Source organism: Caulobacter sp. FWC26, assembly GCF_002742645.2.
GTDB lineage: Bacteria > Pseudomonadota > Alphaproteobacteria > Caulobacterales > Caulobacteraceae > Caulobacter.
This window is the reverse complement of the sequence record NZ_CP033875.1, coordinates 4,141,403-4,163,356: the sequence shown is the minus strand read 5'-3', so window position 1 is coordinate 4,163,356 and position 21,954 is coordinate 4,141,403. Positions and strand designations below refer to the sequence as shown.

Here is a 21,954-nt window from a genome sequence, read left to right as displayed (position 1 = left end):
CCGCCTCCGGGTGAACAACCTTCATAGCTTCGACAGCTAGGCCAACCTTAGAACGTCTTGCGCACCCGGAAGCTCATGAAGGTTCGCGGGTTGATCGCGCGGTCCTCGACGAAGGCGACCGCGCGGTTGGGGCCGCGGTTGGCGAAGACCGTGCGGCGGATGCTGAAGTCATCCCACAGGTTCAGCTGCGCGCGGATGGCCAGGGTCGGGGTGGGCTTATATTCGGCGAAGAGCTCGTAGTACTGCGCGCCGCGCCAGACGCTGGTCTGGTCGACATCATAGGTGCCCTGCCCGAGCAGCGGCAGCCAGTTGATCCCCCATTGGGTCTTGTACTTCGTCAGATCCTGCTGGAAGCCGATATTGGCCTGGGTTGGCCGCACGCGCGAGATCGGACGATCCAGACCGGTCGTCGGGTCCTTCACGTGCGTTTCGTTCCAGTCGTTCTTGAAGGTGAAACGGCCGCCCTTGATCCCCAACTTGTCGGTCGGGACCACGATGTTGAGGCTTAGGCGATCCAGGGTGGCGTCGCCGATATTGCCCACGGCCGAGAGGCCGCCGGGCAGCGGCAGGCGGTCGATCACGCCGATGATCTCGTCATGGCGATAGGTGATCGCGACGATCCCTTCGCCCCAGAAGCGGCGCTCATAGCCGATCTCGGTGATCCAGCGCTGCTCAGGCTTCAGCTCGACATTACCGCCGTAGACATTGCCTTCCTCCAGGTCCGACGAGGCGGCGAAGTCCTCAAAGTCCAGTTGGCCAAGCTCCCGCTCGAAACGGAAGCGCAGCTGATTGTTGGCCACGGGCGTCCACGTCGCCAGGAACCGGGGCTTGGCGTAGAAGAAGCTCTTCTTGTTCTCCGCGTCGCCCGACTGCTTGATCGTCGAGGTCTCCAGGCGCAGGCCGCCTTCCAGCGTCAGGCGCGGATTGACCCGCCAGGTGGCCTTCGAGAAGGCTTCGCCGCGCAACTCCTCGACCTTGACCGAGGCGCTGGGCAGCGGCACGGCCGCGCCGCCCACCGAATAGGCCTGTTTCACGTCGAGCATGTTGTAGGCGGCTTCGGCGCCGGTCTCGACGGTGATCGCCTTGCTCCAGTCGTGCCGAATTTGGGCGCGAAAGATTGACTCGCCGCTGTCGCCGTCGCCCGTGAAGCGTTGCTGAGCGGCCTTGACGCCGTTCAGCGTTTCGTCGCTGGTCGAAGCGCTTTCGAAACTCTCGAAGCTATGGATGGCCCTCGTCTCCAGAGCCCAGTTGGGCGCCAGCGGGCGCGTGTAGGTCAGGCCGAGCTCGCCCGATCGGCTCTCATCGGCATAGTCGCTGCGGCGTTCGGCGGTCGGCGAGGTGAGGGTCTGCCACTGGTTCCAGTCATTGACGCCAAAGCGAGCCGTCGCCTCGATCTTGCCGCCGCCCAGCGGCGCTGAATAATTGCCCCGGATGCTGCGTCCGCCGCCCCAGCTATCGTTCAGGAACTTCTCGTCGCGGATGATCTTGCCGGTGGCGTCGCGTCGGATGTTCGTGCCGGGGCCGTTGGAGTCGCTGCTGCCGATCCCGTCGCTCAGCGTCACACCCCAGCTCTTGTCGCCGTTCGTGGCGGTGAATTGATAGCTGCCGCCATAGAGGTCACGACCACCGTCGAACTGGCTGGTGTTCCACGTCAGGATCGACTGGCGGTTGGCGCCCTTCTTCAGGATCACGTTCACGACCACCGAATAGCCCTGCATGTCGACGCCCGGCGCGCCGCCCCGGATCAACTCGATCCGCTCGACGCGGTTGGCCTGGGTGCGTGACAGCACGTTGCTGCCGGTGTCGTTCTTGGAGGCCGGACGGGCGCCGTTGATCAGGATGTTTCCGACTGCGCCTTCGAAGCCCCGAGCGCCGGTGCCGTCTTGAACCGAGAACCCGGGCACGCGCTGGACCATCTCCAGCGCCGTGTTCGGACGTTGGGCGGCGAAGAAGTCGGGCTGGAAAACCAGAACCCCGCGCTGGGCGGCTTCGGCCTGGGCGGCCACTTGCTCAGGCGTCAGTTCGGCGGCCTGGGCGGCGCCGGCCAGCAGAATGGCGGCCGCGCTGGCCAGAAGCATCGTCTTAGTCATCACCGGTTCCCCTCAGTGACGGAAGGTCTGAAGGGCGCGTGCGTTCACCTCAAGTTACAAGCCTGAAAGGTAGATTACATATCGGATAGAATTACAGGAAATTCATCTTCCGTCGCATGCTGCGCGCTCGTTATACGTTTCATAATCGACGTTTACTTGAAATATACTGTTCTGAGCAGCGTCGTGTCTCGCTGCGAAATTCGCAGCCGCAGCAAGGGGCGTTGCGACAGAGGCGCGGGGCTCACCTGACTATCCCTTGCTCTTGAGCTTTTCGACGGTTTGGCCCACCTTCGACTCACAACCTTCTCTCGTGTGGTTCATGTCCGAGATTGTGCGCGAGGCCCGGGCCTAACAGGCTCAGAACCTCGGTTCGAAAGTCGCTAGGCCCGCTCCGCCCGTGCTTCCCGCCGGTGGAAGCGCGATCGTACGCCTCGATCTCTCGGACAATCCCTTGAACATCTCAAAGCCGCAGCAACGCACGCTGCACGCGCTGGCCCAAGGCGGCCGCATCGAACTCGAACGTGACGACAAAGGCCGGGTGCTCTCGGCCGACTGCATCACCCGTGATGGCTGGACGCTGACCGACTGCACGGTCAGCGTTTTTCAGTCCCTGAAGCGAAAGCGGCTGATCGCCAGCCAGGACGGCGGGCCTTACCGCATCACCCGGCTGGGCCTGGCCAATCTACGCGCCCAGCTCGACAACCGGGTCGGCGCCAGAGCGTGGTGATCAGTCCAGCAGCTTGAAGAACAGGACGCGCGCGGCGCCATAGTCGCGCGCGTCGATCTGTTCGAAGCCGTCGAGCATGGGATCGACCTCCCCGCGCCCGCGCTCGAACATCAGGATCGCGCCGGGGGCCAGCCAGCCATGGGTCCGCAGTTCGGCCACGGCCTTCTCGCCCAGGCCCTTGGCATAGGGTGGGTCGAGGAAAACGATATTGAACGGCTCGCCGGCGCTGGCGGGCCGCGGTCCAAGATCGGTCGCGTCCCGGCGATGCACCCGCGTGACGCCGAACAGATGCATGGCGTCGATGTTCTCGCGGATAGCGCCGCGCGCGGCGTCGTCGGTCTCCACGAACAGACAGAAGGACGCGCCGCGCGACAGGGCCTCCAGGCCCAGAGCCCCTGAGCCAGCGAACACGTCGATGACCCGCGCGCCGTGCAGTTCAGGCGCCCAGGCGGCGTGCTCCAGGATATTGAACACCGCTTGGCGGGCGCGGTCCGAGGTGGGGCGGGTGGCCTCTCCGGGCGGGGCGGCGATGGCCTTGCCGCGAAACTGGCCGGAAACGATCCGCATCAGGCCGCCCGCGTCTGGGTCGCGGGAGCGACCGTGTAGCGCAGGCGCCCCGCGCCTGAATCCTGATCGCTCATGCCCGCCCCCTTACAAGTCGTAACCGGATGTGTGCCGTCGTCCGCGCGCTGCGGCAAGCGCGCGCTTTACAAGATTGCAGCGGCCCCCTCTTAGTCCAGGGCGGGAATAGACGGATGGAACAGGCGATGGCCGAGCTGATGGAGACCGTGAGGCGTTCGCGCTTCCTGGCCGACCTGTCGCCTTTCGACCGCGATCCGTGGCGGACGGCCATCGCGATCCCGGCGGGAATGCTGGCCGGCGCGGTGGCGGGACTCCTGGGGGCGCTATCCGCGATCCTGGTCTTCATGCTGATCGTCAGCGGCCTGGACGGCGCTTCGGCGGCCATGGAGCTCTTTCGCGTTTTCTCCGAAACAGATCTGACCGAACCCACGGGACGAGATTCGCTCTTCATCCTGGCGGCCCTGGCGGGCGTCAACCTGGGGGCCGCCATCGGCTTTGTCGCGGCGGCGGGGGCGATCCACCACCGGCGTATCCGCGATTATGTCAATGACGGCCAGCCGTTGCGTTGGCGCCTGATGGTCGGAGGCTTGGTGTTGGTCGGGCTGGTCATGCTGGCCGTGACCGGCGCAGCGGTCTTGACCGGTCAGTCGATCGACCCGCCGGTCCTGCGAGTCTCGCCCAACCTTGTAGGGCGTTCGCTATACGCGGTGATCGCCGTGGCGTTGCTGGTTCTGGCGTCGGCCGCCGAGGAGCTGGTGTTTCGCGGCTGGCTGCTGAAGCAGAGCGCGGCCTATGTCCGCAATCCGATCGCCTTGATGGCGCTGAACGGTCTGCTGTTCGCGGCCATCCATCTGGATCCGAATCTGGACGCCTTTCTGGTGCGCGCGGCCATGGGCGCCGGCCTGACCTGGATGGCACTGCGCTTGGGCGGCATCGAGCTGGGCATCGGGGCGCACGCCGCCAACAATGTCGTCATCCTGTTGATGTTGCGTCCGATGACCACGCGACCGGACGCCGCCCACGAGTTCAAGGTCGGACTGATCGCGAGCGCTCTGGTTGTCCTTGCCGGTTTCATAGCGATCGCCGAACTGGCGGTTCGCTGGCCCGCGCTCCGCCGGTGGACGCGGTTGTCCAGTCCGGCGACGGCTTGAGCTAACGCTTGGGACCGCGCGACGCGCCAGGTTTGGCTGGCCGTTCCGACAGTCGACGGGCTGCGCCCTCGGCGGGCTTCGTCCCCGGCTTGGCGGCTACGCGAGGCGCGGTCTTGCTGCGCGCGATCGGTTTGCGATCGTCGATGAACTTGGTCTCGATCGACTTCGCCGGCCGCTTGGGCTTGGCCGGACCCTTGCCTACGGACTTGGCCGGACCATGCGGCGAGGTCTTCTTCTTGGGTTTGGCCCAGCCGGGCTTGTAGACCGGCTTTTCCGGCTTCTCGGGCGCGTCTGGCAGGATCGCGCGGTCCGCACGCGGAGCGCCCCGACGTTGAAGGTCGCCGCCGCCCTCGGCGCCGGGCGCCTTGATGGGGTTGGCGATCCCGACGAACTTGGGACGATCACCGGTCGGCATGTTCTCAGGAGAAACGACGCCTTCCAGCAGTTCGCGGATCACGCGCGGGCCGACCTCCTCAATCTGGCCGGCGGCCAGGGTCCCTAGAGCGAAGGGGCCGTACGACAGGCGGATCAGGCGATTGACCTTCAGGCCGATCGACTCCAGCACCTTGCGGACCTCGCGGTTCTTGCCTTCCGACAGGCTCACCGTGATCCACACGTTCTTGCCGCCGCCCGCGCGTTCGTGGGCCTTGTCGAGCTTGGCGTCGATGGCGCCGTACTTGACGCCCTCGATCGTAACCCCGTCCTTGAGCGTGTCGAGCTTGGCCTGGGTGGTGTCGCCGAAGGCCCGGGCGCGATAGCGGCGGACCCAGGCGTTGCTGGGCGTTTCCAGCGCGCGGGACAGTTCGCCGTCGTTGGTCAGCAGCAGCAGACCTTCGGAGTTCAAGTCCAGGCGACCGACCGAGATCAGGCGCGGCAGGTCTTTGGGCAGGGTCTGGAACACCGTTGGGCGACCCTTGGGGTCGCTGTGGGTGGTCATCAGTCCGGTCGGCTTGTGATAACGGAAAATCCGCGTGGGCTCGCGCTCAGCCACCAACTGGCCGTCGACGGTGAGGAAGTCTCCGGGCTTCACCTTGACCGCCGGGGTCGTCAGCACCTTGCCGTTGATGGCCACGCGGCCCGCTTCGATCAGCCGCTCGACCTCGCGCCGCGAGGCCACGCCGGCCCGCGCCAGCGCCTTGGCCACCCGCTCGCCGGGGCCGCCGTCGAGATCTCCGTCTTGACCGTCGAGGTGGGGCTCGTACAGGGGATCGTGGGGTTTGGTCATGGCGCGTCCTTCTGGGGCTGGGCGCATCTCTCGATGGGCTTTGTTTTCTAATGCGCACTGATGCGAGCGAGGATCAAGACCGCCAGATGATGCGGCTCGCACTTGCAGCCGCACATGAAGCCGCCGCGGCGGGCGAGACGCCGGTCGGGGCGGTGATCTTCGATCCAAGAACCGGCGAAGTGATCGCGACGGCCGGCAACGGCCCGATCGGGGCGCACGACCCCACCGCCCACGCCGAGATCGCCGCGATGCGTGCGGCGGCCGCCAAGCTCGGGAACTATCGGCTGACGGGCATGACCTTGGTGGTGACCTTGGAGCCCTGCGCCATGTGCGCCGGCGCGATCAGTCACGCGCGGATCGGGCGGGTCGTCTTTGGGGCCGAAGACCCGAAGGGCGGCGCCGTGGTGCATGGACCAAGGTTCTTCGCCCAGCCCACCTGTCACTGGCGACCCGAGGTGACGGGCGGGGTGCTGGCCGAGGAGAGCGCAGACCTCTTGCGCAGCTTCTTTCGCGCGCGGCGAAAGGCCAAGCCTAGTTGATCATCGCCGAGGTGAGCATGACCTTCGAGCCCGGCTTGCCCAACACCTGGTCGGCGGCCTTCTGTAGTTCGCGGCTGATGTGGTCGATATCGGGGGGCGATCCGCCGCGCAGGCCGGCGGCATAGACCATCAGGGTTTGGGCGAAGGCCGCGCGAAGTCTCGGGGTCGAGGCCTGGGCCCGTTCCATCAGCTTGGCGTCCTTGATCTCCAGCCCTGTCTCGACCGTCATCACGCCTCGGCGGCCGTCGCGCCGCAGGACTACCGCGTTGATGGGGGCCAGGGCGAAGTACGTGACGGCCTCCTTCTTCTCCTTCTTGCCCTCATTGGCCCAGGCCAGGCTCGGGGCGAGCGTCGGGGTCGCCACCAGGGCGACGGTCAGGGCGAGAGACAGGAGGCGATGTCGGCGCATGCCGCCTTCTAACGCGACGTGGTTGACGTCCTCTTTACGTCTACGGGCGCATCAAGGGGCGTTAACCACGATTCGTCGCCGCGCCTGCCGAACCCGGAAGGCCGCCGGCAGCGTCGCAGGAGGCTGAACTTGGGTCGTTTTTCTCCCAAATCCCTCGATCTGGACGGCAAGGTGATCCTGGTCACCGGCGGCACCGGCTCCTTCGGGCGGCGCTTCATCGAGACCGTGCTCCGTCGCTATGACCCCCGGAAGGTCATCGTCTATTCCCGCGACGAATTGAAGCAGAGCGACATGCAGATCGAGCTGCGCGAACAGTTCGACGAGACCACCGTCGCCAAGATGCGCTTCTTTCTTGGCGATGTCCGCGACCGTGAGCGCCTGACCTTGGCCCTGCGCGGCGTCGACATCGTCATCCATGCCGCCGCTCTCAAGCAGGTGCCGGCCGCCGAGTATAATCCGTCCGAGTGTATCCATACCAACGTGCTGGGCGCCGAAAACGTCGTCTGGGCCAGCCTCGCAAATGCGGTGAAGCAGGTGGTGGCCCTGTCCACCGACAAGGCCTGTAATCCCACGAACCTCTATGGCGCGACCAAGCTGGCCTCCGACAAGACCTTCGTGGCCGCCAACAACCTGTCGGGCGACATCGGCACGCGGTTCTGCGTCGTGCGCTACGGCAATGTCGTCGGCTCGCGCGGCAGTGTCGTGCCCTTGTACCGTCGTCTGCTGAGCCATGGCGCGACCGAGCTGCCCGTCACCGATCCGCGCATGACCCGCTTCTGGATCACCTTGAACGAGGGCGTCGACTTCGTGCTCTCCTCGCTGACCATGATGCGCGGCGGCGAGATCTTCGTGCCGAAGATCCCGTCCATGGCCATGCCCGACTTGGTCAAGGCGATGTCGCCGACGGCCGCGATGAAGGTGATCGGCATCCGCCCGGGCGAGAAGCTGCATGAGATCATGATCAGCGCCGACGATGCCCGCTCGACGGTGGAGTTCGAGGATCGCTACGCTATTGAGCCCAACTTCGCCGAGTTCGGCCGCGAGCCCTACGCCGCCTCGGACGGCGCCCAGCGGGTCGCTGAAGACTTCTCGTACAGCAGCGACAACAACCAGGACTGGTTGAGCCCCGAGGGCCTCTTGGCCATGCTGGAGGAGAAGGCCGCGCGATGAGCGGCTTCCTGCCCTATGGCAAGCAGACGATCGAGGACGACGATGTCGCCGCCGTCGCCGAGGCGCTGCGCGGCGATTTCCTGACCACCGGGCCGACCGTTGAGGCGTTCGAGACGGCCTTCGCGAAAAAGGTTGGGGCTGAGCATGCGATCGCCGTCTCCAACGGCACGGCGACCTTGCATCTGGCGATGATGGCCTTGGGGATCGGGGAGGGCGATGTCTGTATCGCGCCGTCGATCACCTTTCTGGCGACCGCCAACTGCGCCCGCTATGTCGGCGCCGAGGTGGTGTTCGCCGACGTCGATCCCGACAGCGGCCTGATGACGCCCGATACGCTGGCCAAGGCCTTGGCCGGCGCGCGCGACAAGCGGGTGAAGGCGGTGCTCCCCGTACATCTGCGCGGCGATGTCTGCGACCTGCCCGCGCTCAAGGCGATGGCGTCGGCGTCCGGCGCGATCCTGGTCGAGGACGCGCCCCACGCGCTGGGCTCGATCGCGACGTTCGGCGGCGTCGCCCATCCGGTCGGCGACGGGACCTATTCCAGCTTCGCCAGCTTTTCGTTTCACCCGGTCAAGACGCTGGCCACCGGCGAAGGCGGCATGTTGACCACCAACGATGCCGCCCTGGCGGCCAAGGCTCGGTTGCTTAGATCCCACGGCATGGTCCGCGAACCCGGCGGAGACCCATGGTGGTACGAGATGCCGGAACTGGGCTTCAACTACCGCATCCCAGACGTGCTCTGCGCCCTGGGCCTGTCGCAGCTGAACAAGCTGGAACGCTTTGTCGCTCGACGGCGCGAGCTGGCCGCGCTTTACGCCCGGCTGCTGGCCGAGCGGGCGCCGCGCGTACGCTTAGCCGCGAACCCCGCCCATTCGAACCCGGCCCTGCACCTGCTGACCGTGCTAATCGACTTTCAGGCCGAGGGCCTGTCTCGGCGCACGGTTGTTGAAAGCCTCAAGGCGCAGGGGATCGGGACCCAGGTCCACTACATCCCGGTGCATCGTCAGCCCTATTACGTGAACCGCCAAGGCCTGGCCCATCTGCCAGGGGCTGACGCCTGGTACGCGCGCTGCCTGACCCTGCCCCTGTATCCGACCATGACCGACGGCGACGTCGAGCGCGTGGTCGACGCCTTGGCGGAGATCCTGGGGTAGGGGGTCTGCATTCGCCTGAGGTGGGCAGGCGTGCTCAGGCAATCGTCGATGGTCTGTCGTTCAAGCCGCTTTGGCCAGCAAGCTCTTGATCAGGTCCATGGTCTGCGGGGAGTTCGCCAACTGTTCGCGGGAGTTGGGATCCTTGGCCAGTTTCAGGGCCTCAAACCGCGCCTTTTCGGCTACGGGGCCGGTCGGTCCCGCCTCGCCCATGGCCAGTTTGGCCAGCAGTTGCAGGCGATGCGGCAGCGGCGCCGGCGCGCGCACCAGCATGGTCAGGAGTCGCGTATCGGCCTCGATCAGGGCCCCGATCTCGCCAAGCTTGGCGCAGAGGGGCTCATAGTCTTCCCGGACCAAACCCGAACGGGTCAGCGAGCGCTGCAGAATCGCCAGATGGCTGAGCTTGGCTACGGGCGAATCCGGCCCCTGGCGCATTTCCTTCTCGAACCGCATGGCGCTGATATTGGCGTTCAGCCAGCGTGACGCATTGCGCTTGTTGACCGCGCCCATCACGTTCTCGGCCAGGCGGATCAGCATCTTGATCTCTTCGTGGGCGCTGCGGTCGCGGCCCAGAAGGGAGTCGATGAAGTCACCGTTCAGCAGGGTCTTGGAGCGGGTGGTGAACGCGACCTGGATATCCTCGGCCTGCAGGATCCGGCCTGCCGCTGCGGTCAGGCTCATCGCCAGCGCGCGCAGGAACTCGATCTCGGCCTCGGCGTCGTTGGGCTTCAGGCGGCGCACACCGTTAAGCTCGGCGAGCACGCGGTCGGCGATCGCCTTGCGCACGGACGGAAAATGATCACCCGCCAGCCAGGCGCCCAGACGGCGCGCGGTGCCCGACAGCTCAGGCATACAGGCCTGGACGCTCGACTCGATGCGGATCAAGGCCTCGACCGCCGTGCCACCGGTCAGGCGAGTCATGGCCGCAAGGGTCGAGCCCAAGTCGTCCTTGGTGTCCAGCAGGTCGGCCATGCCTGCGCGTGAGCCGATGATTTCGGCCAGGGGTGTCTCAATGGCCTGCAGCGCGGCGACGCGGGCGCGCGCTTCTTCCGGCGCGGCGTCGGCCAGGTCCAGCAGGCGCGCAATCTTGTCCGACCAGGTGCTGGCGGGCGCGATCGAGGCGGCGACGCCAGCGCCCAGCAGGAACGCGCGATCGGGATCGGCGACAAGGCGTTGGGCGGCCTTGGCGAATCCTTCCTTGTCCAGATCCGGCAGGCTGCCCTTCTTGAAGGCCTTCATCAGGTTGGCGATCGTGCGCTCAACCAGGCCGTGGAAGTGACGCATCACCTCGTGGACGGATTGTCCGCGCGCCTCGGCCTCTGGAATGGCGATCTTCTGCAGAGCGTGCTGCAGGTCGGTGCCCGAGGCCTCCAGCTTCTCGACGAGATCGGGCCGGTGCAGCAGCTCGAACGGTGTCGCCCTATGGCGCGCCAACCAGCCCTCCAGCAGGCGGCCGATCCGGTCGCGGGCGTGCGCGGTGTAGAGGTCGGCCGGCTGGACGCACAGGGGGTCGCGGTCCTCGACCTCCTTCTTGGGCTTGCCGCCGTCGACGAGGCCCTTGGTGAAGATCGAGATCGACTTGTATTCGCCGGTAGAGGGGTCCAGCGTTTCCTTGGTCACGCGCGCGGCGACGGCGCGATTTTGAGTCAGGACGTCCTCGGCCGCCTGCAACGCTTGCGCGCGGTTTTCCGTGGCGATTTCCAGCGTCCACTGCGCGCCGACTTTGCGTCGGACAAAAAGCTCGTAATGGACCTGGCTCATGCCTACCTGCTCCACGAGCCTGAACTATGGCGTACGAGACCTTAAGGTGAGGTTGAGGATAACGGGGACGGCACAGAACGCCCCAATCACGCCTTTGTCGGGCCGCAAAGCGTCGCCAGAAGCAGGGAAAGCTTTGCCGCGCCGCGCGTTGAAGCTGCGACGCTCGACCGATAGGATCGGGCGACTACGGAAGGTGAAGGACACGTATCGACCCTATGGCCGCCATCACGCTCATTGACGACGACGAGAACATCGTTGCTTCGGTCTCGCTCGCCCTGGAGAGCCATGGCCACACCGTGAAGGCCTATTACGACGGCGCCTCCGGGCTGGAAGCGGTCGAAACCAGCCCGCCGGATCTGGTGATCCTCGACGTGAAGATGCCCCGCATGGACGGCATGGAAGTGCTGCGTCGCCTGCGCCAGACATCGGAGATCCCGGTGATCATGCTGACGTCCAAGGACGATGAGATCGACGAGATCCTCGGCTTCAATCTCGGCGCCGACGACTACATGCACAAGCCGTTCAGCCAGCGTCTTCTGCTCGAGCGCGTGAAGGCGGTGCTGCGCCGCGCCCGCCCCGAGGAGGAAGACGCCGCCGCCCCGGCGGGCGCCGCAGGCTCCAAGGTGATGAAGCGCGGCAAGCTGACGCTGGACCCCGCGCGGCACGACAGCCTCTGGGACGGCAAGCCGGTGCGTCTGACCGTCACCGAGTTCCTGCTGCTGCAGGCCCTGGCGCAGCGTCCCGGCTTCGTGAAGAGCCGCGACAACCTGATGGACGCCGCCTACGACGATCAGGTCTACGTCGACGACCGCACGATCGACAGCCACATCAAGCGCATGCGCAAGAAGTTCCGTCAGGTCGACCCGGAATTTGACTCCATCGAGACCCTGTACGGCGTTGGCTACCGTTACCGCGAAGCCTGATCCGGCCCCCCCAGGCGTCGCCGAGCGTCGGCGACGCTTCGCTTGGCCGCGCGGATCGCGGCTGGGCCGGCTGATCGTCGTCCTGAACGTGGTGGCCTTGGCAATCGTGATTGTCGGGGCCCTAATTCTGAACGAATGGCGCAACGGCCTCGTCAATGCACGCATCGACAGCCTCACCACTCAGGGCGAGCTGATCGCCAACGTCATCGACCAGTCGGCGACGGTGGGGGAACCCGAGCCGGCGCTTGATCCCTATACCGCCAGTCAGATTTTCCAGCTGCTGTTTATCCCGCGCTCGCAGCGCGCGCGTCTGTTTGACGCCAACGGCAAGGCGCTGGCGGACTCGTTCGTGGTCGCTGACCGAGTGGACTGGAAGGTCCTGCCGCCTGCCCGCAAGCCGGGGCAGAAGGATGACAACGCCCTGAAGGCGCCGGCGCACGACGCCACGGCCAAGCGCGCGCAAGAGGCGCTGAACAATGAGATCGCCGAGGCCATGCGCGGCCGCACAGTCGCCGGGACGCGGATCGCCGAGAACGGCGAGCGCGTGGTCTCGGTGTCGATCCCCATCCAGCACGTCAAGGCGGTGTTGGGCGTCCTCACGCTGGAAGCCAGCGACGTCGACGAGATCATCGCCGCCCAACGCAAGGCGCTGTTGCCGTTCATCGCCGTGGCGATGCTGGCGATCCTCGTCTCCAGCGTGCTGCTGCATCGTCTGATCGCCGTGCCGGTCCTGCGCCTGGCTCGCGCCGCCGACCACGTTCGCCTGCAGGGCGCGCGCGCGATCTCCCTGCCGGACCTGTCAGAGCGCAAGGATGAACTGGGCGATCTTTCGCGATCGCTCGAGGACATGACCCATTCCCTGTCCGAGCGGATGGACGCCATCGAGCGCTTCGCCGCCGACGTGGCGCACGAGATCAAGAACCCGCTGACCTCGATCCGCTCGGCGATCGAGACCCTGGACCTGGTCTCAGAGCCCGCCGCCCGCGCCCGTCTGCTCGCCATCCTGCAGAACGACGTCAATCGCCTGGATCGGCTGGTCACTGACATCTCCAACGCCTCGCGGCTCGACGCTGAGCTGTCGCGCGAGCAGCCAAAGGCTGTGGACCTCGCGCGCCTCTTGGCCGAGGTGGTAGGCCTCTATGAGAATCAGCTGCGACCAGGTGAAGCGCCCGGCAGCGTGCGCGTGTCGCTGCGCGTGGCGGATGGGGCGCAGCCGGCGGTGCTGATCGGGCGCGAGACCCCGATTGGTCAGGTCTTCCGAAATCTTATCGACAACGCGCGTTCGTTCAGTCCCGCCGACGGCGAGGTGCGGGTGAGCCTGTCGCGCGCGCGCGGGCGCTTAATCGCCATGGTCGAGGACGACGGACCTGGGATGCCGCCCGAAAATCTGGAGACCATCTTCGAGCGCTTCTACACCTCGCGGCCAAAGGGCCGGGCGTTCGGCGGCAATTCGGGGCTTGGCCTTTCGATCGCGCGGCAGATCGTCGAGACGCACGGCGGCGTCATCCATGCGGAGAACCGCCGCGACGCCGACGGCGCGGTGGTCGGCGCCCGATTCGTCGTCGACCTGCCGGACGCGCGCGAATGATCCTCCATGGCGGCCTGATCGCTCGGCGTCAGAACGGCTTTTGGCGCGGCGCGCTGATCGAGGGGGCGTCAGGTTCGGGCAAGAGCGACCTGGCCTTGCGGGCGATCGATCAGGGGTTTCGTCTGGTGGCGGACGACCGGGTCGTCGTCTTCCCGGCTGGCGGTCGCCTCTATGGCCGCGCGCCGGAAACCCTTGCGGGACTAATCGAGGTTCGGGGTGTTGGCGTGATCGGCGCGCCCGCGCTCGCCTTCTCCGAGATTGTGCTGATCATCCGCTGCGTCGACGCGCCCGAACGGGTCGAGCGCCTGCCCGACCCCGCGTATCAGTCCATTCTGGGGGTCGACGTTCCCGTTTTCGACCTGTGGCCGCGAGAACCCGCCGCTCCGGCGAAAATCGGACGCATGATGCAGTCTCTTGGAGTCCAATCCTAACGGGCGTATCAAGACCGCCCGCGCGACGCTCTCCCGGTCGCTGCGGGAATGGGGATCCCGTTTGAGATACAAGGCATGATCGGGCTCGTGATCGTGACGCACGGGCGTCTGGCGGAAGAATTTGTCTCCGCCATGGAGCATGTCGTGGGGCCGCAGGCCGCCGTGAAGGCGATCTGCATCGGTCCCGAAGACGACATGGAGCGTCGCCGTTCGGACATCCTGAAGGCGTGCGCCGCCGTCGACGAGGACGGCGCGGGCGTGATTCTGCTGACCGACATGTTCGGCGGTACGCCCAGCAACCTCGCCATCTCGGTGATGGAGCAGACCAAGGCCGAGGTCATAGCCGGCCTGAACCTGCCCATGCTGATCAAGCTGGCCAGCGTGCGCCAGCGCGAGACGCTGCAAGCCTGCGTCGCCCACGCGCAAGAGGCTGGACGCAAGTACATCTCGGTGGCCTCCTACGTCCTCGCCGGAGAAAAGTAACGCGCATGGCTTCAAGAACGGTCGAGATCGTCAACGAGCGGGGATTGCACGCCCGGGCCTCGGCCAAGTTCGTGAAGATGGCGTCGGGCTTCGACGCCGAGGTCACCGTCAGTCGCGAAGGCGCTTCCGTCGATGCGCGCTCGATCATGGGCTTGATGATGTTGGCCGCCGGTATCGGCTCCACGATCGACATTAGCGCCGAAGGTCCTGAAGCCCAGGCCGCTGTCGAGGCCCTGTGCGAACTGGTCGCCAATCGGTTCGACGAAGAGCGGTAGCGGCCGCCGCGGGCGTCAGCGTTCCGCCTTTTGCGATGTGGTTTGAGACACCTTGACCGGCGCGCCCTGCTGGCGTGCTTCGCTGACCAGGCCCGCGCAGTCGGCGTCCTTGGCTTCGCCCGTGGTGACGAACGGCAAGAGCGCCGCGATCGGATTGACCAACGACCCGAGCACGGCGGCGACGCCGCCCTGGCCGACGGCCTTGCCGGGCCGCACGCTGACGCTCGGAGCCATGAACGGCCCTTTGATGGTGATCGGGGCGAACACGCGGACCAGACGCGGTTTCTTGCTGTCGCCCTGGATCCGGAAGGCCATCCGCTCGGTTCCCAGATCGATGGTCCCGTGACCGCGGGCTAACACCACGCCGGTGTCGGCGACGAGATGGTTGGTGGTCATCACGCCGTTCTTGACGCTGAAATCCGCCACAGCGCAGCGAACCGGAGTCTGCTTGTCGCTCCCAGACAAGAGCAGGATCAGTCCCTTCGAGGCGTTGACGCCCAAGAGCTCGGCGAAGGCTTGCCGGATCTCGCCTTTCGGGGCCACGACCGTGACCACGCCGTCGGCGGTCGACGCGGCGCGGTGCACGCTGTTCCCCAGCCCCGTCAGCTTGGCCCGCGCCATGACCGGTCCCTCGATGGCGGGTTTGCCGCCGCTTTGAATCGGGATGAAGTCCTCCAGCCGTCCGTTGGTCAGGCGGACGTCGATATCGGTTCGGGGCGTGTTCGGTCGCGCGTCGAGCCGAACCTTCCCGCGTAGATCGCCCCGCGAGAAGGTGAAGGCCAGGGGGTCCAGAGTGAGCACCCCCGCCTCCAGCGTCATGTCGAGGCTGACCTTCCGAAGCGGCAGGTTCGGCGCGTTCACGGCGTCGGCGCGGTACGAGACCTTCGCATCCATGGCGCGGACGCGTTCTACCTGAAGGGTGGCGTCGGGAAGAAGGCGCTGTGTGACGTCGCGCCGGGCGGCCTCGATCTTCTGGCCGGACGAGGCGGTCTCGCCGCGCCCCGTGGCGGGGGCGGCGCCGAGCAGGCTTCCGAGGTCATCGAAATCCAGACGGCGAGAGCGCAGCCGGGCTTCCAGATAGGGTCGCTCCCTACCCGTCAGGACGAACAAGTCGCCGCCAATATCGCTGTCACCCACACGTCCCGACAGGCCTTCAAAATCGTAGCGAGGCCCCTTGCGAACCAGGCGGCCGGCAATGCGGTAGGGCGGCGTATTGGGAAGGGTCAGTCCGGTCAGGTCGTGTAGCCGATTGAGGTCCGCGCCGGAGATGTTGAGCCGTGTCTCAAAACGGGTCAGATCGAAGGGGCGCACGATCTGGCCCGAAGCCTGGATGCGGGTCGCCCCGGCCTGAACCCGCGCCTCGAACGGGTAGGGCCGGCTGGGCGAGATGTGAAGTAACGGTCCCCCGCTGACCTCGGCCAAGAAGACCGAACGGTTCAGGCTGCCCTTGCCCTCGAGCACGAAGCGGCCCTGACGACCCCCGGCCCGTTCGCGCGCATTGACCTCGCCGATGAACAGCGCGCCGCGCTGGCGGTCGTCGAGGCGAAGCGCGCCGTCGTTGATGATCAGGCGCTGAATGGCGGGCAGCTTCAGCGGTTTGTCGCTTCGGCTCGGTCCGAAGGTCCAGTTCGCCCGCCCGTCCTTGAGGCGCAGAAGGCGTACGTCTGGGCGGTCTATCGCCAGGAACGGCAGCACCGTCTGGCCGCGCAGCAAGGGCAGGATCTTGATCTGAACGGCGATGCGCTGGATCCGCGCCATGGGCATGGCGCCAGGTTCGTGCGCGCGCGTCCAGTCCGGTTGGCCTATCCGCAGGCCATAGGCCTCAATCTTCGGCGACAGTGACCAGGGGTGGACCCGCAAATCGCCGGTGATCGCAACCTCGCGCTTCAGCTGGGCTGAGGCGTACCGTCCGACCGGGCCCCGCAGCCAGTTCCAGTCGAAAACGACCAGGAAGCCCACAATGGCCGCCAGCAGGGTCAGCGCCGACCCGATACCCACAAGCGCGCCGCGCGACAGCCGGTTTACGGGCTTTCGCGGGGGCTTTGACTGAGAAGAAGCATCAGGGGTTGGCAGGATCGCGGCTCCGGTTGCTCCCACATAACGCGCGGGGCCGGCGATCCTGTTCCCATGTGGCGCAAGGCGGAGCCTCTCGCCGTTGGCCTATTGGAGCTTAATAAACGAGGCCGATGCTGCTGACAGCAGCCGCCGCGACAACGAACACGGCGATAGCCACTAGTTCGTAGGCCTTGAAGAGTGGTTTACTCGGTGTACGCATAAGACTGTTTCCCCCGTCCCAATTTGGTGCACGTGAACGCGTCCGGCGCAAGGGCGGCGCCATTCCCTTCAGGGTCTTTTTCCCGGCCAGATCAGGTATCCGATCCGATCGCGCCCCGCCGCGACGTAGTTCGGCGCATAGGCGCCGGGCGGCGGCCCGTAACGGTCCTCCGCATAAGCCTCGCGCTCCCCGTAGCGATCAAGCTGGGTCTCCACCGCTAGCGGCGCTTGGCCGTAGCCCCAGCGGTCGTAGTCCGACCAGCCGTGATCGGTGTCGCAGGCGACGCGTTCCCAACGATAGGCGCCGCCCGGCCCCGTGACTCGCCGGGTCTGGCAACCCCCGCCCGAGAGCTCGGGCGGCGAGACGCGAGCGTCGATGTATCCGCCCCGTCCCGACCCGGCATGGGCGGGCGCGGACGCCAGGGCGGCGCCGGCGAGGACGAGCAGGGATAGATGACGAACACGGTTCATGGGCGGCTCCTGAATTGTTAACAAAACATTTCCAGGGCGGACGTCACCGTCGTTCACCCGACGCGCGAGCTTGGTCATCAACCGACTTCCCCTCGCGCGCATCGACGGCTAGCGTGGCTCAAACAAGTGTTTGAGGCGGCGATGGCGATCGAGGCGGTGATCTGGGATTTCGGCGGCGTTTTCACGACCTCGCCGTTCGAGGCGTTTCGGCGCTACGAGACTGAACGCGGCCTGCCCAAGGACTTCATCCGCACGGTCAACGCGACCGATCCCGACACCAACGCCTGGGCGCGGTTCGAGCGTGCGGAGATTGACGCGGCGGCGTTCGACGGGCTGTTCCGGGAGGAGGCGCTGCGGTTGGGTCATGACGTGCGCGGGGCCGAGGTCCTGCCCTTGCTCTACGGCGACCTGAGGCCTCGGGTGATCGATGCGCTGAAGGCCTGCAAGGGTCGCTTCAAGGTCGGCTGCATCACCAACAATGTCCCCACGGGGCACGGTCCCGGCATGGCGCAGAGCGCGGAGAAGGCGCTGGCGGTCGGCGAGATCATGGGGCTGTTCGACGCCGTGATCGAAAGCTCCAAGGCCGGCGTCCGCAAACCCGACCCGCGCATCTACGAGATGATGTGCGAGCTGCTCGGCGCGGCGCCCAAGGCTTGCGTTTATCTCGACGACCTGGGGATCAACTGCAAACCGGCGGCGGCGCTCGGAATGACCGCGATCAAGGTGTCCGGCGAGCAGCAATTGCTTGACGACCTTGCGAAGGCGACAGGATTGGCGTTCTGAGAGGTAAAGCCCCTTGGAGAATCCCATGTCCCGTCCTCGGATCGGCGCCTCTGCGGCGATCACGCAGCTCAATGGCTGGAGCGTCGCTCCGGATCACAACGACGCCATCGCCAAGACGTTCAAGTTCGCGGATTTCAACGAGGCCTTCGGGTTCATGACCCAGGTCGCCCTCATGGCCGACAAGCTCGACCACCATCCTGAATGGTTCAACGTCTACAATCGGGTCGAGGTGCTGCTGACGACGCATGACGCCGACGGGGTGACGGATCTAGACGTCAAGCTCGCGAAGTTCATGGACAGCGCCGCCCGAAAATTTCAAACTGATGTTTGAATAATCGGGAGGACGCCGCATGGCGCAGAGCACGGGCCGGGTCGCCGGCAAGAAGGCCTTCATCACCGGCGGGGCCCAGGGCCTCGGCGCGGCGGCGGGACGGATGTTGGCCAAGGAGGGCGCCAAGGTCGCCCTGGCCGACATCAACCTGGCGGGCGCCCAGGCGGTGGCTGACGAGATCAACGCCGCGCATGGCGCCGGCACAGCCTTCGCCTTCGAGCTGGACGTCACCCAGGAAGATCAGTGGATCGACGTGCTGGAAAAGGCGACGCAGGCCATGGGCGGCCTGTCCGTGCTGGTCAACAACGCCGGCATCGGCGGCGACGGTCCGATCGAGAGTCTCGACTTCGGCCTCTGGAAAAAGGTCATGTCGGTCAATGTCGACTCGGTGTTTCTGGGGGCCAAGCACGCCCTGACCCACATGCGGGCCCACCAGCCAGGCTCGATCATCAATCTGAGCTCGATCGCGGGCCTGATCGCCAACGGCAATTCACCCGCCTACAACGCCTCGAAGGCGGCGGTCTGGCTGCTCAGCAAGAACATCGCGCTCTACTGCGCCAAGATGAAGCTCGACATCCGCTCGAACTCCATCCACCCGACGTTCATCGACACGCCGATCCTGGACGGCTTCTCGGCCCGGTTCGGCAAGGAGGAAGCTTTCGCCAAGCTGGCCCGCCAGGTGCCGATGGGCCGCATCGGCGAGCCGGCTGATATCGCCAACGCGGTGCTCTATCTGGCCAGCGACGAGAGCAAGTTCATGACCGGCGCCGAGATCAAGGTCGACGGCGGCATCTCGGCTATGTGACCCCTCAACTCCTCCCCCGCCTCATGGGGGAGGAACAGGGTTCGTCCTATCGCGGTGCGCGCTTGGCCAGGATCCGCTGCAGGGTTCGCCGGTGCATGTTGAGGCGGCGCGCGGTCTCCGAGACGTTGTGACCGCACATCTCGTAGACGCGCTGGATGTGCTCCCAGCGGACGCGGTCGGCGCTCATCGGATTCTCCGGAGGCGCGGGCGCGGCGTCCTTGGCCGCCAACAGAGCTCGGGCGACGTCATCGGCGTCGGCCGGCTTGGACAGGTAATCGACCACGCCGGCCTTCACCGCAGCCACGGCCGTGGCGATGTTGCCATAGCCCGTCAGCATGATGACCTTGGCGTCGGCCCGGGCGTCGCGCACCGCTTCGACGACCTTCAGGCCAGATCCGTCCTCAAGACGCATGTCCAGCACCGCGTGGGCGGGGGCCTGACTCCGGAGGATGGTCAGGGCCTCGGCGACGGATGCCGCCAGGGTCACCTCGAACCCGCGTTGTTCCAGGGCTCGACCCAGTCGGGTCCGCAGCGGAGCGTCGTCGTCCAGCAGCAGCAATGACTTGTCCGGCAGCGCCGAAACCAGCTCTCCGATATCCGCCATAAAGTCAGCGCCTCCCCGCGCCAATACTTGAGCAGGCCTAGTAACAAAACATACTTCCGCGTTTCCGCATCATAACTCAAGCCCCCGTATAGCCGGGCGCTTCAAGCGCGGGTCTCGGCCAGCGCGCTGAAACCACCGCACCGCCCCGACGACCATTGCGGAAATCCACTGTGGCCCCGGTCCGCTCCAGCAACGTCTTCGCGATGAAGAAGCCCAAACCCATGCCGATGTGACCGGTACGGGAGCCTTCGGCGCCCGGACGAGTCGTCACGTACGGCTCGCCCAGCTTGGCGAGCACTTCGGGCGAGAAGCCGGGTCCGTCGTCGCGGGCCTCGATGACGATGTAGCGGGCGTCGAAACGGGCGATGACGATCACCTCGCCCCGGGCGAAGTCCACCGCGTTTTCCACGATCGAGGTCATGGCGTGAATGATTTCGGGCCGGCGCCAGACGTCGGGCGCGGTCTCGCCCGCCGGCCCGTTGACCACGGCTTCAACGCGGATGCCATGAACCATATGCGGCTCGATCACGTCGTGGACCAACTGGACCAAGCTCATACGTTCGTGCACGGCGTCGGTCGCTTCGGGCATCTCGGTCAGACGTTGCAGGATCTCGCGGCAACGCGCGGCCTGGCCGATCATCAGCTCGGCGTCCTCGCGCACCTCGTCATTCGGCGCATTGCGGGCCATCTCGCGCGCGACCACCGAGATCGTCGCCAGCGGCGTGCCTAACTCATGCGCGGCCGCGGCGGCCAGAGCGCCGAGCGCCGAGAGACGTTGCTCCCGGGCCAGCACCGTCTCGGTCACGTTCAGCGCCAGCTCCATTCGGGCGGATTCGCTGGCCGCCTGCCACGCATAGAGGCCGGTGAAGACGATACCGAAGATCCTGGCGATGACGATCGACCATAGCAGGTTGGAGCTCGACAGGTCCGGCAACTGGCGCCCGTCGACGGTCGGCAACGGCATGTGGAAGATCGCCAGCAGGATCGAGGAGAGGATGGCCAAGGCCCCGAGCGCCAGCGCGTAGCGCGCGGGCAGGGTGGCCGCCGCCAGGGTCACCGGCGCGATCAGGAGCAGCGAGAAGGGATTCTGCGCGCCGCCGGTCAGATAGAACAGACCCGACAGTTGCAGGATGTCGAAGGCGATCTGGGCGGTAGCTTCGCCGTCCCGCGCCAGTCGCTGGCCGCTAGAGGCCAGACCCAGCAGAACATTCAGCCACGAGGAGAGCGCGATCAGAGTGAAGCACAGCGCCCACGGCACCTGAAGCTTCAGGACGAGGCCCGCGAAGATGAGAACAGCCGTCTGGCCGACGATCCACGCCCAGCGCTGCGCGAGCAGGGTTCGCACCCGCAAACGACCGCGGCGAAGTCCTGGGGCCGTCCAGGACCAAGCGTCGTCTTGCACCGGCTCGTCGCCCGGCTTATCGAGCCCCATATGACGTTGATCGTCGGGTGTTTTCGCGAACGAAACGTCGGCCATGATCGCAGGATTGTCCAGAATTGCGCGCGTGGCGAGAGTAAAAGGATCAAGCACACATGCCTCGCCATAGGCTCATACTCATCCTGGCCTGTATTCTGGGTCTGGCGGTCGTTACGGGCCTGGCCTGGAACGCGGGGGTCTTCCGCTCTCAGTCAGCCGTTACGGTCGGCGGTCCCTTCACTCTGGTCGATCAGAATGGCGCGCCGACCACCGAAAAGGCGCTGAAAGGCAAGTGGAGCGCGGTGTTCTTCGGGTTCACCTATTGCCCTGACGTGTGTCCGGGCACGCTGCAAGGCCTGGCGGTGGCGACCGATCAACTCGGCCCCAAGGCCAAGGATTTCCAGATCGTCTTCATCTCGATTGATCCGGCGCGCGACACCGTGCCGCAGATGAAGGCCTACCTCTCAGCCCCCTATGTCCCGAAGTCGACCCTCGGCCTGACCGGAACCCAGGCGCAGGTCGACGCGGCCGCCAAGGCTTACCGCGTCTACTACGCCAAGGTTGGGGCCGGACCCGGCTACACCATGGACCACTCGACGGCGATCTATCTGATGGACCCCAAGGGCCGCTTCAAGACGGTGATCCCCTACAACCTGCCGCCGGACGAAATCGCCCGCCGTATCAAGGATGCGATCCGCGAAGGCTGAGCCGATCGGCAAAATTTCGCGAGCGACTGGACTTTGTTAGGCTTCGGCGTGTTATGT

General features: G+C 66.1%; 24 protein-coding genes. 14 read left to right on the top strand and 10 right to left on the bottom strand.

Annotated features, from left to right (window positions below; all coding sequences use genetic code 11):
• Positions 1–47: 47 nt before the first annotated feature.
• Positions 48–2,093, bottom strand: coding sequence for a TonB-dependent siderophore receptor (locus tag CSW63_RS21455; RefSeq protein WP_062096535.1), 2,046 nt, complete (start codon positions 2,091–2,093; stop codon positions 48–50).
• Between the two features lie 448 nt (positions 2,094–2,541).
• On the opposite strand from CSW63_RS21455, the gene CSW63_RS21450 reads away from it, so the two are divergent.
• Entirely contained in the window at positions 2,542–2,817 is a 276-nt protein-coding gene (locus CSW63_RS21450; RefSeq protein WP_062096572.1) for a YjhX family toxin, read from the top strand.
• Here the strand turns inward: CSW63_RS21450 and rsmD are convergent, their stop codons facing one another.
• Complete coding sequence (rsmD, locus tag CSW63_RS21445; protein ID WP_062096534.1) at positions 2,818–3,384, bottom strand: 16S rRNA (guanine(966)-N(2))-methyltransferase RsmD; 567 nt, start codon at positions 3,382–3,384, stop codon at positions 2,818–2,820.
• 200 nt (positions 3,385–3,584) lie between these two features.
• Between rsmD and CSW63_RS21440 the strand changes: the two genes are divergently transcribed.
• The gene (locus CSW63_RS21440) at positions 3,585–4,550 is read left to right on the top strand and encodes a CPBP family intramembrane glutamic endopeptidase (protein WP_062096570.1); all 966 of its coding nucleotides are present in this window, start codon (positions 3,585–3,587) and stop codon (positions 4,548–4,550) included.
• A 1-nt stretch (position 4,551) separates the two neighbouring features.
• On the opposite strand, the gene CSW63_RS21435 is transcribed toward CSW63_RS21440, so the two are convergent.
• Entirely contained in the window at positions 4,552–5,775 is a 1,224-nt protein-coding gene (locus tag CSW63_RS21435) for a pseudouridine synthase (RefSeq protein ID WP_168193710.1), read from the bottom strand.
• 50 nt (positions 5,776–5,825) lie between these two features.
• Here CSW63_RS21435 and tadA point away from each other — a divergent pair, with 50 nt between their 5' ends.
• Positions 5,826–6,314, top strand: a complete 489-nt coding sequence (gene tadA / locus CSW63_RS21430) for a tRNA adenosine(34) deaminase TadA (protein ID WP_082749526.1) — start codon at positions 5,826–5,828, stop codon at positions 6,312–6,314.
• Here the strand turns inward: tadA and CSW63_RS21425 are convergent.
• Positions 6,307–6,723, bottom strand: a complete 417-nt coding sequence (locus tag CSW63_RS21425) for a hypothetical protein (protein ID WP_062096532.1) — start codon at positions 6,721–6,723, stop codon at positions 6,307–6,309. The genes tadA and CSW63_RS21425 overlap by 8 nt on opposite strands.
• A gap of 129 nt (positions 6,724–6,852) precedes the next feature.
• Between CSW63_RS21425 and pseB the strand changes: the two genes are divergently transcribed.
• Positions 6,853–7,893: a UDP-N-acetylglucosamine 4,6-dehydratase (inverting) gene (gene pseB, locus CSW63_RS21420; protein WP_062096531.1), complete on the top strand. Its 1,041-nt coding sequence runs from the start codon at positions 6,853–6,855 to the stop codon at positions 7,891–7,893.
• Positions 7,890–9,047: a UDP-4-amino-4,6-dideoxy-N-acetyl-beta-L-altrosamine transaminase gene (pseC, locus tag CSW63_RS21415; RefSeq protein ID WP_062096530.1), complete on the top strand. Its 1,158-nt coding sequence runs from the start codon at positions 7,890–7,892 to the stop codon at positions 9,045–9,047. The genes pseB and pseC overlap by 4 nt, the downstream gene beginning before the upstream one ends.
• Positions 9,048–9,107: 60 nt before the next feature.
• Here pseC and CSW63_RS21410 read toward each other — a convergent pair whose 3' ends face one another.
• Entirely contained in the window at positions 9,108–10,805 is a 1,698-nt protein-coding gene (locus CSW63_RS21410; RefSeq protein ID WP_062096529.1) for a hypothetical protein, read from the bottom strand.
• A 215-nt stretch (positions 10,806–11,020) separates the two neighbouring features.
• Between CSW63_RS21410 and CSW63_RS21405 the strand changes: the two genes are divergently transcribed.
• The 5 genes from CSW63_RS21405 (at position 11,021) to CSW63_RS21385 (ending at position 14,505) form a co-directional block, all read left to right on the top strand.
• On the top strand, positions 11,021–11,728 hold the full coding sequence (locus CSW63_RS21405; protein ID WP_062096527.1) for a response regulator transcription factor: 708 nt from the start codon (positions 11,021–11,023) through the stop codon (positions 11,726–11,728).
• Entirely contained in the window at positions 11,703–13,316 is a 1,614-nt protein-coding gene (locus tag CSW63_RS21400) for an ATP-binding protein (RefSeq protein WP_062096526.1), read from the top strand. Before CSW63_RS21405 ends, CSW63_RS21400 begins: the two co-directional genes overlap by 26 nt.
• Positions 13,313–13,747: an HPr kinase/phosphorylase gene (locus tag CSW63_RS21395; RefSeq protein WP_062096524.1), complete on the top strand. Its 435-nt coding sequence runs from the start codon at positions 13,313–13,315 to the stop codon at positions 13,745–13,747. The genes CSW63_RS21400 and CSW63_RS21395 overlap by 4 nt, the downstream gene beginning before the upstream one ends.
• Positions 13,748–13,822: 75 nt before the next feature.
• On the top strand, positions 13,823–14,230 hold the full coding sequence (locus CSW63_RS21390) for a PTS sugar transporter subunit IIA (protein ID WP_062096522.1): 408 nt from the start codon (positions 13,823–13,825) through the stop codon (positions 14,228–14,230).
• Positions 14,231–14,235: 5 nt separating this feature from the next.
• Positions 14,236–14,505 (top strand): HPr family phosphocarrier protein, encoded by a 270-nt coding sequence (locus CSW63_RS21385; protein WP_062096520.1) that lies wholly within the window; start codon positions 14,236–14,238, stop codon positions 14,503–14,505.
• Positions 14,506–14,520: 15 nt separating this feature from the next.
• Here the strand turns inward: CSW63_RS21385 and CSW63_RS21380 are convergent, their stop codons facing one another.
• The 3 genes from CSW63_RS21380 to CSW63_RS21370 all read right to left on the bottom strand — a co-directional run bounded on the left by CSW63_RS21380 (position 14,521) and on the right by CSW63_RS21370 (position 17,250).
• Positions 14,521–16,503 (bottom strand): AsmA family protein, encoded by a 1,983-nt coding sequence (locus CSW63_RS21380; protein WP_231737487.1) that lies wholly within the window; start codon positions 16,501–16,503, stop codon positions 14,521–14,523.
• Positions 16,504–16,675: 172 nt separating this feature from the next.
• A complete protein-coding gene (locus CSW63_RS21375) occupies positions 16,676–16,780 on the bottom strand; it encodes a hypothetical protein (protein ID WP_062096518.1) in 105 nt (34 codons plus the stop codon).
• A 68-nt stretch (positions 16,781–16,848) separates the two neighbouring features.
• Positions 16,849–17,250 (bottom strand): hypothetical protein, encoded by a 402-nt coding sequence (locus CSW63_RS21370; RefSeq protein WP_082749522.1) that lies wholly within the window; start codon positions 17,248–17,250, stop codon positions 16,849–16,851.
• Positions 17,251–17,391: 141 nt separating this feature from the next.
• On the opposite strand from CSW63_RS21370, the gene CSW63_RS21365 reads away from it, so the two are divergent.
• The 3 genes from CSW63_RS21365 to CSW63_RS21355 are packed head-to-tail and all read left to right on the top strand — an operon-like array spanning position 17,392 to position 19,169.
• A complete protein-coding gene (locus tag CSW63_RS21365) occupies positions 17,392–18,033 on the top strand; it encodes an HAD-IA family hydrolase (RefSeq protein WP_062096515.1) in 642 nt (213 codons plus the stop codon).
• A 25-nt stretch (positions 18,034–18,058) separates the two neighbouring features.
• Positions 18,059–18,364, top strand: coding sequence for a 4a-hydroxytetrahydrobiopterin dehydratase (locus tag CSW63_RS21360; protein ID WP_062096513.1), 306 nt, complete (start codon positions 18,059–18,061; stop codon positions 18,362–18,364).
• A 19-nt stretch (positions 18,365–18,383) separates the two neighbouring features.
• Entirely contained in the window at positions 18,384–19,169 is a 786-nt protein-coding gene (locus tag CSW63_RS21355; RefSeq protein WP_062096512.1) for an SDR family oxidoreductase, read from the top strand.
• A 46-nt stretch (positions 19,170–19,215) separates the two neighbouring features.
• On the opposite strand, the gene spdR is transcribed toward CSW63_RS21355, so the two are convergent.
• Both spdR and CSW63_RS21345 read right to left on the bottom strand, forming a co-directional pair.
• Positions 19,216–19,773 (bottom strand): stationary phase response regulator transcription factor SpdR, encoded by a 558-nt coding sequence (spdR, locus tag CSW63_RS21350; protein WP_062096510.1) that lies wholly within the window; start codon positions 19,771–19,773, stop codon positions 19,216–19,218.
• Positions 19,774–19,849: 76 nt separating this feature from the next.
• Positions 19,850–21,250, bottom strand: a complete 1,401-nt coding sequence (locus CSW63_RS21345) for an ActS/PrrB/RegB family redox-sensitive histidine kinase (RefSeq protein WP_099503002.1) — start codon at positions 21,248–21,250, stop codon at positions 19,850–19,852.
• Between the two features lie 56 nt (positions 21,251–21,306).
• Here CSW63_RS21345 and CSW63_RS21340 point away from each other — a divergent pair, with 56 nt between their 5' ends.
• Positions 21,307–21,897 carry an SCO family protein gene (locus tag CSW63_RS21340; protein ID WP_062094811.1) on the top strand — a complete coding sequence of 197 codons (591 nt, stop codon included), beginning with the start codon at positions 21,307–21,309 and terminating at the stop codon, positions 21,895–21,897.
• Positions 21,898–21,954 lie beyond the last annotated feature (57 nt).